Source organism: Microvirga ossetica (assembly GCF_002741015.1).
GTDB lineage: Bacteria > Pseudomonadota > Alphaproteobacteria > Rhizobiales > Beijerinckiaceae > Microvirga > Microvirga ossetica.
The window spans coordinates 183,893-197,356 of sequence record NZ_CP016616.1; the positions used below are offsets into that span (position 1 = coordinate 183,893).

A 13,464-nucleotide genomic window follows, 5' to 3' on the forward strand; every position below is an offset into this window, starting at 1 on the left:
TTACTGTGAGTCTGCGAACCGTCCACAACCTGATGGTGAAAGCCCCGTGAGCGAAAGGACCTATAACATTGCCGTGGTCGGTGCCGGAGCCGTGGGCCTGAGCGCCGCGCTCGCCTTCGCCCGCGACGGCTTCGACACGGTGCTCGTCGGCGGTCTCGATACACGCCGCGACGGTCGGACGGTTGCGCTCCTCAACGGTTCGGTGCGCTTCCTGGAAGCGCTCGGGGCCTGGCCGGAACTCGTCAGGAACGCGGCGCCGCTCGAAACGATGCGCATCGTCGACGATACGGGCAGCCTGTTCCGGCCGCCGCCGGCCGCGTTCCGGGCCGGAGAGATCGGCCTCGACGCCTTCGGCTGGAACATCGAGAACGTCACGCTCGTCGAAACCCTCGCCGAGGCGGCGCGGGCTTGCGCGAAACTGACACTCGTGCCGGCCTTCGCGACCGGCTTCGAAACCGACGGGAAGGGCGCAACCCTGACCCTTGCCGACGGCAAGACGCTCAAAGCGAGCCTCGTAGTCGCCGGGGACGGACGCAATTCCAAGCTGCGCCAGATCGCCGGGATCGAAACCCAGACGTGGTCCTACCCGCAATCTGCGGTCACGGTCATCCTGGCCCATGACCGGGAGCATCGCGAGACCTCGACCGAGTTCCACACCCGCCACGGTCCGTTCACCCTGGTACCCCTGCCCGGCCGCCGCTCGAGCCTCGTCTGGGTGACGAGCAAGAGCGAGGCGGAACGGCTGTCGCAGCTCGATGACGGGGCATTGGCGCTCGCCATCGAGCGGCAGGCGCAATCGCACCTGGGAGCCATGCGCATCGACGGACCGCGCGGGCTCGTGCCCATGAGCGGATTATCGGTCAACCGCTACCGGGCGCAGCATCTCGCCCTCGTCGGCGAGGCGGCGCATGTTTTCCCGCCCATCGGCGCGCAGGGCCTCAATCTCGGCTTCCGGGATGTCGCGTCCTTGCGGGACGCGGTGGTGGATGGGCGCGACGAGGGCCACGATCCGGGATCGGACGAGACCCTGGACCGCTACCAGCGCAACCGCGATCTCGATGTCCGCCTGCGCACTGCCGCCGTGGACGGGCTGAACCGAACCCTGCTGACCGGCATGCTCCCCACGGACTTCCTGCGCGGAGCGGGCCTTCTGGCGCTCAGCAATATCGGCCCCCTGCGCCGGATCGTCATGCGCGAAGGCGTCCTCCCGCGCTTCAGCGTGCCTCGACTGATGCGGGGTCATTCGCCTGTTTAAAGGCAATGACGTCGTCACTGTCATCCCGGGGCCGCGAAGCGGAACCCGGGATCCATAAACACGACGTCTCAAGAATGGGCAGGCAGCATCCCGCTTTGTTCGTCACAGTTAGCGGTTATGGATTCCGGGCTCGACTATGGCCGCCCCGGAATGACAGTGGATAGCAAGTTCTCAGGCGCAGGCTTCAGCTCTCACGGAAAAAGATCGTAAGGCAACGCGCCGGTCTTGGTGGTGAGATAGAGAATTCCCGTCAGCGTGAACATCGAGACCAGCGTGCCGATGAGGATGCAGGCGGAGGCGCGCTCCACGCCCACATTGTACTGCGTCGAGATGACGAAGATGTTCAGGGCCGGCGGCAGCGCCGCCATGATCATGGCGGCATAGGTCCAGGCCGGTCCGAAATCGCCCACGGCCGAAAGCACGACCCATACCAGGAGCGGGTGCAGGATCAGCTTGATGAAGACGAGGATCGGCACTTCGCCGGGCATCTGCCGCATGGGCCGCAGAGCCACCGTCACGCCGAGGATGAACAGGGCACAGGGCGCCGCCGCTCCGGCGAGCCAGGTCACGATCTGATCGATGGATTGCGGCAGCTGGAGATGCAGGTAGCTTGCCGCGATGCCTGCGGCCGTCGCCACGTTGAAGGGATGCGTCAGGACCCGCCAGACGATCCGGCGGATCGTCGCCGGCAGGCTGAGCTTGTCGAGGCCCGCCATCGACATCAGCAGCGGCACGACCGAGAACAGGAACAGGTTGTCGAAGACGAAGATCAGGACGACCGGGGCACTGGCAGCGGCGCCGATCGCCGCGAGAATGAGCGGCGGTCCCATATAGCCGATATTGGAATAGGATCCGGCCACGCCCTGCACCACCGATTGAGCCATGTCCCGGGTGTAGCGCCAGCCGGTGACGAAGGAGAGCGTAAAGGCGCAGAAGGTCGAGAAGGTGGTGGCGGCGATGAAGGGCCAGTTGGCCAGCTCATCCAGGGGTTTGTCGGCGATGAGACGGTAGAACAGGCACGGCAGCGCCACGTAGATCAGGAAGAACTGCATCCAGGCAAGCCCAGCCTCGGGCTGCTTCACCACCCTGCCGCAGAAGAAGCCGAGCCCGATCAGGCCGAAGAAGGGGACGAGCAAATTGAACAGCCCGATCAGATCGGACATCGGCGTCTCCAAATGGAAGGAATTGGCAGGCCTGAAATGACAGTTTCTTCTGGCAAGGTTCCAACCTTGCGACAATCCCATCTTTCGGAAGGCCAGCTTTCCCGGAACGCAGGGCTCGGGCGGGGGAAGCGCCCTGCTCTCCTTATCGTGAGAAACGCCGATTTGGAGATTCCCGCCAGGATCTCTATATGAAGATCAAGGAGTTAAGACCATGAAAGCGAGTTTAGCCAAATTCGCGATCGGCCAAGTGGTGCGGCACCGGGTGTTCGAGTTCAGGGGGCTGATCTTCGATGTCGATCCCGAATTCGACAACACCGAGGAATGGTGGCTGTCGATTCCCGAGGAGGTCCGGCCCCGCAAGGATCAGCCCTTCTATCACCTCTTCGCCGAAAACGCGGAAACCGAGTACATCGCCTACGTCTCCGAGCAGAACCTTCTGCCGGATCATTCCGGCGAGCCCCTTCGCAATCCGATGATCACGGAACTGTTCACGCAGGAGAAGAACGGCGTCTATCGCGCCAAGCCGAGCCTGGCGCACTGATTTCCTTGCCTTTGTCGAAAACGAAAAACGCCGGGCATCGAGCCCGGCGTTTTTGTTGGTCCGATAATCCCACCTTACGGCTTGGGAGCGGCCGGAGCTGCAGCGCCAGGAACTGCGCCAGGAGCGGCGACGCCGGGGGGAGCAGCGCCTGCGCCGCTGTTCAGCATCTTCTGGCGCATCTCTTCGCTCTTCTTCTGCAGCTCTTCCTGGAGCTTCTTCTGCTGCTCTTCGAGCACCTTCGGATCGATCGGCGGACCGTCGAAGGCCTTGCCGAAGCCTGCCGCCGGAACGGCGAAGGTGATCTCGCGGCCCATCTGGTTCTGGACGCTGACGTTCAGGTTGGCGCCCTTCTTAACGGCGGCGATGAAGTCGTCCTTCACCTGAGCCTCGGCGAAGCAGCCGTTGGGCAGGCACATGACATAGCGGCCGGGGGTCGCCTGACCCTGGTCGACGGCGAAGCGCAGGCCGGGCTGCAGCAGCAGGCCGAGCGGCATCACGAAGCGGACGACCTTCTGCGGCTGCTGGCCTTTCACGTCATAGACGGCGAGCGCCAGGACCGGCTGGCCCTGATCCGAGACGAAGTCGCGGGTGGTGTAGCAGATCTCGGTGTTGGTGTTCTGGTCCTTGCCGCAGACCTTCGTCCATTCCGGCTGGGACGGCTCGGCCTTCACCTGCACGACCGTGGGGCCGGCACCCTGCTGCGCCGGAGCAGCGCCCGGAGCAGGCTGCTGCGGGGCCGGAGCGGCAGGACGGGCCGGCTGGGCCGCCGGGCGCTGGGCCGGAGCGGTCTGAGCCAGAACGGGTGCGCTCACCAGAAGAGCCAGGGCGGTCGCCAGGCTACGGGTCCCCCTCAGGCTCGCGAAGCGTGTCGCGAAAGACATATGTTTGATCCTCTCAGTCGAAAGACCGGCTTTCGAATAGGCCGTTTATCCGGCGCGTTCTTAACCTATGATGACGTGGTCAAATCCTTGCCGAATGTGGCGAAGACAAGACGTGTGGCGCTCCTTTAACCTTTCGCGTGGTAGGTTTCCAGTCACCTCGGGCAATTTTCTGTACAACATTGCCCCCATCCATGCAGTCTCGTATCGGGAGCATCATGGGCCGCTGGCTTATACGGAAACTGCTGTTTTGTGCTGCCCTCGTCCTGTCCGGCCACGGCTTCGCTTTCGCCGGGGAAGCGGAGATGCTGCGGCATGGCATCGCGATGCATGGCCAGCCTTCTCTTGCGGCCGATTTCGATCACCTGCCCTATGCGAATCCGCAGGCCCCGAAGGGCGGGCGAATCACGCTGGCGCTCCAGGGCACTTTCGACAGCCTCAACCCGCTGATCGTGCTAGGCGTCGCGCCGGACGTGGTGCCGCGTTACGTGCTCCAGAGCCTGATGATGCGCTCGACCGACGAGCCGTTCACCATCTATGGTCTGGTGGCCCGCTCGATCGAGATGCCGGAGGATCGGAGTTCGATAACCTTCCATCTCGATCCGCGTGCCCGCTTCTCCGATGGGCACCCGCTGACCGCCGAGGACGTGCGCTTCTCGTTCGAGATGCTGAAGAAGCACGGCAAGCCGTTTCACCGCTCGAGCTTCGGGCAGGTCAAGGCCGTCGAGATTCTCGATCCGCACCGCATCCGGTTCGACCTGACAGGGTCCAATGACCGGGAACTGCCGCTGATCATCGGAACGATGGCGATCTTTCCGGCGCATGCCACGAATCCTGAGACCTTCGACAAGACGTCTCTCGCTCCGCCCATCGGCTCCGGCCCCTACGCCTTGACCGAGGTGCGGCCGGGTGAACGCGTGGTGCTGAAGCGCCGCAAGGATTACTGGGGCGAAGATCTGCCGATCACCCGCGGCCTCTATAACTTCGACGAGATCCGCTACGATTTCTATCGCGATGCCAACAGCTTGTTCGAGGCCTTTAAGGCAGGGCTTTATGACTTCAGGATCGAGGGCGATCCCGGACAATGGGCGACGGGCTACGACATCCCGGCGGTCAGGAGCGGCCGTATCGTCCGGGAGACCATGACGACCCTGCTGCCCAAGGGAATGAACGGCTTCGTCTTCAACACGCGAAAGCCCCTCTTTGCGGACATTCGTGTGCGCGAAGCCCTGACCTATCTGTTCGACTTCGATTGGGTGAACCGGAACCTTTATTTCAGCCAGCTGACCCGATCGAACAGCTACTTCTCCGGCTCGGACCTCGCTTCCGCCGGCAGGCCCGCGGACGGACGGGAGCATGCCCTGCTCGCTCCGTTCCCCGATGCCGTCCGTCCGGACATCCTCGACGGCCGTTGGGAGCCTCCGGCAGGCGATGGATCAGGCAGGGACCGGGAGATGGCCCGCCGTGCCCTTGCCCTGCTGTCTGAGGCCGGCTGGGTGCTCGAGAACGACGTGCTTCGCAAGAAGGGGACCGGTGACGCCTTCGCTTTCGAGATGCTGGCAAATTCGCGCCAGCAGGAACGGCTCGCGCTCAATTTTTCCCAATCCCTGAGCCGGATCGGCATCCAGGCACGGGTGCGTCTCGTCGACGATGTGCAGTATTGGCGCCGACTCGCCCGTTTCGAGTTCGACATGGTGCAGTGGCTCTGGCCGGGGACGCCGTCCCCCGGCAACGAACAACGCAATCGTTGGGGCTCGACTGCGGCGCAAAGGGGTGGGTCGCTCAACCACGCCGGGATTACCTCACCCGCTGTCGACCGGCTCATCGACGCCCTTCTGGAAGCGAGAAGCCGGGAAGATTTCGTCTCTTCCGTTCGCGCCCTCGATCGCGCGCTGTTATCAGGCTTCTATGTTGTGCCGCTGTTTTATCTGAAAGATCAATGGCTTGCCTATAGCAGCGAGTTGAGGCGCCCGGAGAAGACGCCGCTCATGGGCACGAACATCGATACGTGGTGGAAGCAGCAGCCGTAAGGGCGGACCCCCGGCCCCGACCTGATATTGTTGAGCTTCCGTTCATGTAGCGCGTGAAACTAATGCTCTGCTTCGACGTTGGTGAACACCTCCTGTCTCACTGTCGCGTCTTACTGCAGGGTATCGCCATGAACGGAATGCCGAAGGTCCTCGTCGTCGACAACGGCGAGCGTGCTCCCGATAGCGCTCTATCCGCAGAGCTTGCCGGCATGGGGTACGCGAGCGTCACGACGCCCTTCGAGGCTGCCGATGATGTCCTGGCCCTGATTCCGAGTCCGGCGGCGGTGGTGCTGCACATGCCGCACCAGGCCGGTTGGGCGGAGCGCCGGCGCTTCCTCGACCTCGCCCGCCGTCTGCGCAAGAATTTGGCCGATCGCGACACCCCGGTCATCATCACCGGCGGCATCGCCGGAGCTGCCACCATGCTGCAGAACGAGCTTAGCGTGCGGGCAGTCGCAGCGCCCGAATTCTAGCCCCGCAGGAGCGCGAAGGCCCCTTCTTCCGTCTGAGCCTGATCTTCATCTGTCCTGAAGAAGGCGGCCGTGCGCGCGCTTCCCATTTTCATATCCCGATAGGCGGCGATAGTACTCCCCGGCCCGCCTCCCGTATGTCCCGCGACCCCGATACCGCCGGTCGTCTCTCCCGTCATGACGCCGAGCCCGTATCCCGGAATCGCCCAGGGTCGCTCGGGCAAAGGGCCCGGAACCACGAACGGCGTCAGCATTTCCCGCTTCAGATCGGACGGCAGCAGGTCACCGCCCAGAAGCCGGTCGAGCAGCAGAGCCGCGTCCTCGACAGGACCCACCAGCAGCCCGTGATAAACCCAGCCGGGATGATATCCCTCGGCGCTTCCCATGGTCACCGTTTCAAGATCCGCTCTTGTCCGCGCTACGCGGGCGCCTGCGATCCCGAGCGGTTTCAGCACGAGGCGCTGCAAGGCCTCGCCAAGCTCGGCATCGGCGGTGGCTTCGATCAGCCGAGCGACAAACAGATAGCCGATATTGGAATAGTCCCACCCCTCGCCTGCGGGGTAGCGAAGGCGGCCGGCATCGAGCCGGTCGAGCAGCTCGGGCACCGGCCAGGGATCATCGCCGCGATCCACGGCCTCATGGTAGGCGCGAAAGCCGCCGTAATTCGTCAGCCCGGACCGGTGCTGCAGCAGGTGGCGCAGGGTGTAGGGCTTGCCCGGAAGCGGCTTGTCCAAACCGAGCAGTTCGCCGCGCACGAGCGCCAGAGCAGCTGCGGCAAGAACGGTCTTGGTAAAGCTCCACCAGGGTACGATCCTCCGGGAATCCTGCGCATCGACCACGCGCCCTTCGTCGATCAGGGCCCAGGCTTCGACCATCAGGCGGCCTTCTTCTCCGCGATTCGCACGAGACTGCGCAGAATCGTCGCCGAGGCCTTGAGGCGCTCATCCGGCGTTTCGACGTCGCGGACGAAGACGATCTTCATGTCCGGACGCACCTTCGCGAAGGAGGCCTGCTCGGTGACGTAGGAGATGAGCCCCGTCGGATTGGCGAAGGAATTGTCGCGGAAGGAGACGATGATGCCCTTCGGCCCGCCATCCACCTTCTCCACATTTGCACGGCGGCACAGCACCTTGATCGCCATGATCTTGAGAAGCTGATCGACCTCCGACGGCACCGGCCCGAACCGGTCGACGAGCTCCGCCCGGAAGGCATCGATCTCCTGGTCCGTCTCGAAGGTCGAAAGCCGCCGATAGAGGCCGAGCCGCAGTTGCAGGTCGGCGATGTAGCTCTCCGGAATCATGACCGGAGCGCCGACCGCGATGGTGGGCGACCACTGATCCTCCGTCGGCTCCTCGATCCCGGCCTTGAGCTGCGCCACCGCCTCTTCCAGCATCTGCTGATAAAGCTCGTAACCAACCTCCTTGATGTGGCCGGATTGCTCGTCGCCCAAGAGGTTGCCTGCGCCGCGGATGTCGAGATCGTGGGAGGCGAGCTGGAAGCCTGCTCCCAGCGTGTCGAGGGTCTGCAGCACCTTCAGGCGCCGCTCGGCCTGAACCGTCAGCGACTTGTTGGCCGGCACCGAGAACAGGGCATAGGCGCGGGTCTTGGAACGCCCGACGCGGCCGCGCAGCTGATAGAGCTGCGACAGGCCGAACATGTCGGCGCGATGGACGATGAGCGTGTTGGCGGTCGGGATATCGAGGCCGGATTCCACGATGGTGGTGGAGAGAAGGATGTCGTACTTGCCCTCGTAGAAGGCCGTCATGACGTCCTCGAGCTGGCCCGCCGCCATCTGGCCGTGCGCGACAGCCACCTTCGCCTCCGGCACTTCCTTGTCGAGGAAGGCCTTCACGTCGCCGAGATCGTCGAGGCGCGGCACCACGTAGAAAGCCTGCCCGCCCCTGTAGCGCTCGCGCAGCAGAGCCTCGCGGATGAGCAGCGGGTCGAACGGCGTGATGAAGGTGCGCACCGCGAGACGATCCACGGGTGGCGTCGTGATCAGCGACAACTCGCGCACGCCTGTGAGCGCCAGCTGCAGGGTGCGCGGGATCGGCGTCGCCGACAGGGTCAGCACGTGAACCTCGGCGCGCAGCTCCTTCAGCCGCTCCTTGTGGGAAACGCCGAAATGCTGTTCCTCATCGACAATGATGAGGCCGAGATCCTTGAACTTGATCGTCTTGCCGAGCAGGGCATGGGTGCCGATGACGATGTCGACCGACCCGTTCGCCAAGCCCTCCTTGGTCTTCTTCATCTCGGCCGCGGGCACGAAGCGGGAGGCCTGGGCGATGTTGAGCGGCAGGCCGCGGAAACGGTCGCAGAAGGTCCTGTAATGCTGGCGCGACAGCAGCGTCGTCGGCACCACGACCGCGACCTGCTTGCCGCCCATGGCCGCGACGAAAGCGGCACGCAGCGCCACTTCCGTCTTGCCGAAGCCGACATCGCCGCAAACGAGACGATCCATCGGACGTCCTGAGGCCATGTCGTCGAGCACCGCCTCGATGGCGTTGAGCTGGTCCTCTGTCTCGTCATAGGGGAAGCGCGAGGCGAACTCGTCGTAGAGCCCCTCCGGCGGCGTCAGGCGCGGAGCGTCCTTGAGGATGCGCGCAGCCGCGATCTTCATGAGCGCGCCTGCCATCTCGCGGATGCGCTGCTTCATGCGCGCCTTGCGCGCCTGCCAGGCTCCGCCACCGAGCTTGTCGAGCTGGACCTCCGTCTCTTCCGACCCGTAACGGGTCAGAAGCTCGATGTTCTCCACCGGCAGGAACAGGCGGTCGCCGCCGGCATAATGCAGTTCGAGGCAGTCATGCGGCGCGCCCGCCGCCTCGATGGTCTTCAGCCCCTCGAAGCGCCCGATGCCGTGGTCGACATGCACCACGAGATCGCCTGGCGTGAGCGCCGCGACCTCAGTGAGGAAATCCTGCGGCCGCTTGGACTTGCGCTTCTGGCGCACGAGGCGGTCGCCGAGAATATCCTGCTCGCTGATGACGGCGAGATCTGCGGTCTCGAAACCCGATTCCAATGGCCAGATGCCGACCGGGATTTCGTTTCGCGGATAGGCCAGCGCATCCGAGAAGCGCGCGATCGGCTTGGTCTGGCGCAGGTCGTGATCCTGCAGCACATGGGACAGCCGCTCGCGCGAGCCTTCGGTCCAGGCGCCGAGCATCACGCGCTTCTTGGTGGCCTGCAGATCGCGGATATGGCGAATCACCGCTTCGAACACGTTGGCGTTGTCGTCCGCCCTTTCGGCGATGAAGTTGCGGCCCTGGCGCGCCTCGCAATCGATGACGAGCCGTCCCGGCAATTCGGGGATCGCAAAGGGCGTCAGGCGTGCGAGCGGGAGTTTCGCGGTGCGCTCGGACCATTCCTCCGGCTTGAAATACAGGGCGTCAGGCGGCAGCGGGCGATAGGGCGCGACGCCTGGCTGGTTCTGCCCCATCGTCTCGCGGCGGGCGTCGTAATAATCCTTCACCTGGGAGAGGCGCTCGGCGACGGCATCGTCGGCCAGCGTGTCGAACACCACCGGGATGCCGGGTAGGTAGTCGAACAGCGTGTCCAGATGGTCGTGGAAGAGCGGCATCCAGTGTTCAAGACCGGGATAGCGCCGGCCCTCGCTGATCGCCTCGTAGAGCCGGTCGTCGCGGGTGGGCGCGCCGAAGGCCGCCACATAGGCCTGCCGAAAGCGCTTGATGCTCTCTGTGGTGAGTTGAACCTCGCTCATGGGCACGAGATCGAGGGAGCGCAGGGTGCCGACCGTGCGCTGGGTCTCCGGATCGAAGGCGCGGATCGATTCGAGCGCGTCACCGAAGAAGTCGAGGCGGACCGGATTGGGCAGGCCTGCGGGGAAGAGATCGATGATGCCGCCGCGCACCGCATATTCGCCCGTGTCCCGCACAGTGCCGGTGCGCAGGAAGCCGTTGGCCTCCAGCCAGCCGATCAGCTGGGTCGTATCGACCACGTTGCCGGGCGCGGCCGAAAAGGTTTCCGCAGCGATGCGGGCCTTCGGCGGCACCCGCTGAACGAGTGCGTTCACCGTGGTCGAGAGGATGCGCGGTTTGTCCTCGGAGGTCTTGGAGCGGGCGAGCCGGGCCAGGGTCGTCATGCGCTGCGCGGTGATCGCGGTGTTGGGCGACACACGGTCGTACGGCTGGCAATCCCAGGCCGGGAAGGTCAGGATCTCGATCTCGGGCGCGATGAAGGCGAGGCTGCTGGCGAAGTTCTGCTGCCGCTGCCCGTCGCGCGCCACGTGAACCAGAACGGCAGGGCCCTCCACCTGTCCGGAGAGGCCGCGCGCGAGATCGGCGACGGCAAGCGCGTCGAAGCCGTCGGGCACCCCGGACAGCGTCAGGCTTTGGCCCTTCTTCAGGGCATCGAGGGCACGGGTCAGGGCTGGCTTCATAGCGGATTATCGGATCGTAGATAACAAGAACGCGGGCTGGCGGGACCGGTTCGTTGGATGAGGGAAAGGTTTTCGCTTGTCATTCCCGGCCGGAGCGCAGCGGAGGGGAAGGGAATCCATACCGCTGTGCCTGATCGTGGATCCCCTTCCCGGCCTACGGCCGCCGGGGATGACAAGGTGGCGTCAGCTGTGGATCGGCGAGGTATGCGTATGAAACACCTTGAGGCGCCGGAACAGGGGCGTGTCGTAGTTCTGCGGCGTTACAATCTCGCCCGTGATCCAGCCGAGCAGATCCCGGTCGGTCACCTCGATCAGGCGCTCGAACTCGGCGAGATCCTCCTCGGAAAGCTCCCCGATCTCCGCATCGGCGAAACGGCCCATGATCAGGTCCATCTCCCGCATGCCCCGGTGCCAGGCGCGATACAGGATCTGCCTGCGGCGGGTGTCGAGGCCGGCGCTGCTGCGTGTGGTTCCGCTCATGGCGTTGCTCCGATCTGATAAGATTGCGTCGCCTCAGGGCGGCTTGGCCGCTATATAACCATCTCCCTTCGACTTGCTACCCAATTGAATGTCATTGCGTCCTTCCATTCTCGATCCATTGTTCGCCCCGGCCACCTCCCTGCCCGGCGTGGGGCCGAAGATCGCCCCCCTCCTCGACCGGCTCCTCGGCGAGCCCGGCAAGCCTGCGCGCGTCGCGGATCTGCTCTTCCACGTCCCGACCAGCGGCATCTCCCGGGAGATGAAGGGCTCGGTGGCCGACGCTCCCGTGGGCGAACCCGTGACGCTCTCCGTCACCGTCGTCGCCCACCGTGCTCCACCGCCGGGCCGCCGCGCGCCGTATCGGATCCTCGTGGAGGACGAGACGGGAGACGTGACCCTGATCTTCTTCAATGGCCAGAAGGCCCGCCTGGAGAAGGTCCTGCCCGTGGGCGAGCGCCGCTACGTTTCCGGCAAGATCGAATTGTGGGACGGCCGGCGCCAGATGGTCCATCCCGACCGGATTCTCGACGAGCGTAGCATCGCGGACCTGCCGGCTGTGGAAGCCGTGTACGGCCTCACCGAAGGTCTCTCATCGCGCATGGTCGGCCGCTATATCGGCGCAGCGCTCGACAAGGTCCCCCACCTGCCCGAATGGCAGGACCAGGCCTGGCTCGGCCGCAACGCCCTGCCCGATTTCCGGCAGGCGCTCCTCGGCCTCCATAGACCGGACAATGCGGCGCAGCTTTCCGAGGACGCCTTCGCCAAATCGACTCCGCGCAGGCGTCTCGCCTATGACGAGCTGCTCGCCTCCCAGCTTGCCCTTGCCCTCGTGCGAAGCCGGATGCGGCGGCTGCCGGGTCGCGTGAATGCCGGCGACGGGCATCTGGTCGAGCGCCTGAAGCGCGCCCTGCCCTTCGGGCTCACCGCCTCCCAGGTGCAGGCCATCGAGGACATCCGGCGCGACCTCGTCTCCGACAAGAAGATGCTGCGCCTGCTCCAGGGCGATGTGGGCTCGGGCAAGACGGTGGTGGGCCTGCTCACCATGGCGAGCGCCATCGAGGCCGGCCGTCAGGCCGCCATGATGGCACCGACAGAAATTCTCGCCCGCCAGCATTACGAGCGTCTCGCTCCCATGGCCGGGCAGGCCGGGCTGACCATCGCCTTATTGACGGGACGCGAGAAGGGCGTCGCGCGGAGAACCATTCTCGCCGGGCTCGCCGACGGCAGCATCCAGATCGCGGTCGGCACCCATGCCCTGTTCCAGGAGGGCGTCGCGTTCCAGGATCTCGGTGTTGCGGTGGTGGACGAGCAGCATCGCTTCGGCGTGCACCAGCGCTTGGCCCTCGGCTCGAAGGGCGAGGCTGTCGACATCCTGGTCATGACCGCAACCCCAATCCCGCGGACGCTCGCGCTCACCTATTTCGGCGACATGGACGTCTCCGTGCTGAGCGAGAAGCCCGCCGGCCGCAAGCCCATCGGAACCAAGCTCATCTCCATCGACCGTCTCGACGAGGTCGTCGGCGGCATAGGACGGGCCATCGCCAACGGCGATCAGGTCTACTGGGTCTGCCCGCTTGTGGGCGAATCGGAATCCATCGATCTCGCCGCCGCCGAGGAGCGGTTCGAGATGCTGAAAAGCCTCTTCGGCGATCAGGTCGGCCTCGTGCACGGCAAGATGGCCGGCAAGGACAAGGACGCCGCCATGGAGCGATTCTCCGGCGGCGAGACCAAGGTTCTGGTCTCCACCACGGTGATCGAGGTCGGCGTCGACGTGCCGAACGCCACCGTCATGGTGATCGAGCATGCCGAGCGCTTCGGCCTCGCGCAGCTCCACCAGCTGCGCGGACGCATCGGGCGCGGCTCGAAATCCTCGACCTGCCTGCTGGTGTACAAGGGGCCGCTCGGACAGGTTGCCCAGGCCCGGCTCGAAATGATGCGCCAGACCGAGGACGGCTTTCGCATCGCGGAGGAGGATCTGCGCCTGCGGGGCGAAGGCGAAGTGCTGGGCACCCGCCAATCCGGCACGCCCGGCTTCAAGCTCGCCCGTCTCGAGGCGGATGGCGACCTGCTCGGCGCTGCTCGGGACGACGCCCGCCTGATCGTGGATCGCGACCCGGATCTCGTGAGCGAGCGTGGTCAGGCGCTAAGGGTGCTGCTCTACCTGTTCGAGCGGGATTCCGCCATCAGGCTGCTGCGGGCGGGGTAGCAACGCCCTGTCATTCCGGGGCCGCGCAGCGGAGCCCGGAATGAC

10 protein-coding genes are annotated in these 13,464 nt (G+C 65.1%); 5 read left to right on the plus strand and 5 right to left on the minus strand.

Annotation, left to right across the window (positions count from 1 at the left end; all coding sequences use genetic code 11):
• The first annotated feature begins 46 nt into the window (after positions 1-46).
• Positions 47-1,255, plus strand: coding sequence for a UbiH/UbiF family hydroxylase (locus BB934_RS00780; RefSeq protein ID WP_099507935.1), 1,209 nt, complete (start codon positions 47-49; stop codon positions 1,253-1,255).
• Positions 1,256-1,446: 191 nt separating this feature from the next.
• Here the strand turns inward: BB934_RS00780 and BB934_RS00785 are convergent, their stop codons facing one another.
• Positions 1,447-2,418, minus strand: coding sequence for an AEC family transporter (locus BB934_RS00785; protein WP_099507936.1), 972 nt, complete (start codon positions 2,416-2,418; stop codon positions 1,447-1,449).
• Between the two features lie 211 nt (positions 2,419-2,629).
• On the opposite strand from BB934_RS00785, the gene hspQ reads away from it, so the two are divergent.
• Positions 2,630-2,959, plus strand: a complete 330-nt coding sequence (gene hspQ, locus BB934_RS00790) for a heat shock protein HspQ (protein ID WP_099507937.1) — start codon at positions 2,630-2,632, stop codon at positions 2,957-2,959.
• A gap of 74 nt (positions 2,960-3,033) precedes the next feature.
• Here hspQ and BB934_RS00795 read toward each other — a convergent pair whose 3' ends face one another.
• A complete protein-coding gene (locus BB934_RS00795; protein ID WP_099507938.1) occupies positions 3,034-3,840 on the minus strand; it encodes an invasion associated locus B family protein in 807 nt (268 codons plus the stop codon).
• A gap of 215 nt (positions 3,841-4,055) precedes the next feature.
• On the opposite strand from BB934_RS00795, the gene BB934_RS00800 reads away from it, so the two are divergent.
• Together BB934_RS00800 and BB934_RS00805 are read left to right on the plus strand one after the other, a co-directional pair.
• Positions 4,056-5,867 carry an extracellular solute-binding protein gene (locus BB934_RS00800; protein ID WP_099507939.1) on the plus strand — a complete coding sequence of 604 codons (1,812 nt, stop codon included), beginning with the start codon at positions 4,056-4,058 and terminating at the stop codon, positions 5,865-5,867.
• A 128-nt stretch (positions 5,868-5,995) separates the two neighbouring features.
• Complete coding sequence (locus BB934_RS00805) at positions 5,996-6,340, plus strand: response regulator (protein ID WP_099507940.1); 345 nt, start codon at positions 5,996-5,998, stop codon at positions 6,338-6,340.
• Here the strand turns inward: BB934_RS00805 and BB934_RS00810 are convergent.
• The 3 genes from BB934_RS00810 to BB934_RS00820 all read right to left on the minus strand — a co-directional run bounded on the left by BB934_RS00810 (position 6,337) and on the right by BB934_RS00820 (position 11,213).
• Positions 6,337-7,212, minus strand: coding sequence for a serine hydrolase domain-containing protein (locus BB934_RS00810; RefSeq protein WP_099507941.1), 876 nt, complete (start codon positions 7,210-7,212; stop codon positions 6,337-6,339). The two genes, BB934_RS00805 and BB934_RS00810, sit on opposite strands and share 4 nt — an antisense overlap.
• Positions 7,212-10,733, minus strand: coding sequence for a transcription-repair coupling factor (gene mfd, locus BB934_RS00815; RefSeq protein WP_099507942.1), 3,522 nt, complete (start codon positions 10,731-10,733; stop codon positions 7,212-7,214). Before mfd ends, BB934_RS00810 begins: the two co-directional genes overlap by 1 nt.
• Positions 10,734-10,916: 183 nt before the next feature.
• Complete coding sequence (locus BB934_RS00820; RefSeq protein ID WP_099507943.1) at positions 10,917-11,213, minus strand: FAD assembly factor SdhE; 297 nt, start codon at positions 11,211-11,213, stop codon at positions 10,917-10,919.
• 88 nt (positions 11,214-11,301) lie between these two features.
• Here BB934_RS00820 and recG point away from each other — a divergent pair, with 88 nt between their 5' ends.
• On the plus strand, positions 11,302-13,419 hold the full coding sequence (gene recG, locus BB934_RS00825) for an ATP-dependent DNA helicase RecG (RefSeq protein WP_099507944.1): 2,118 nt from the start codon (positions 11,302-11,304) through the stop codon (positions 13,417-13,419).
• The last annotated feature ends 45 nt before the right edge of the window (positions 13,420-13,464 follow it).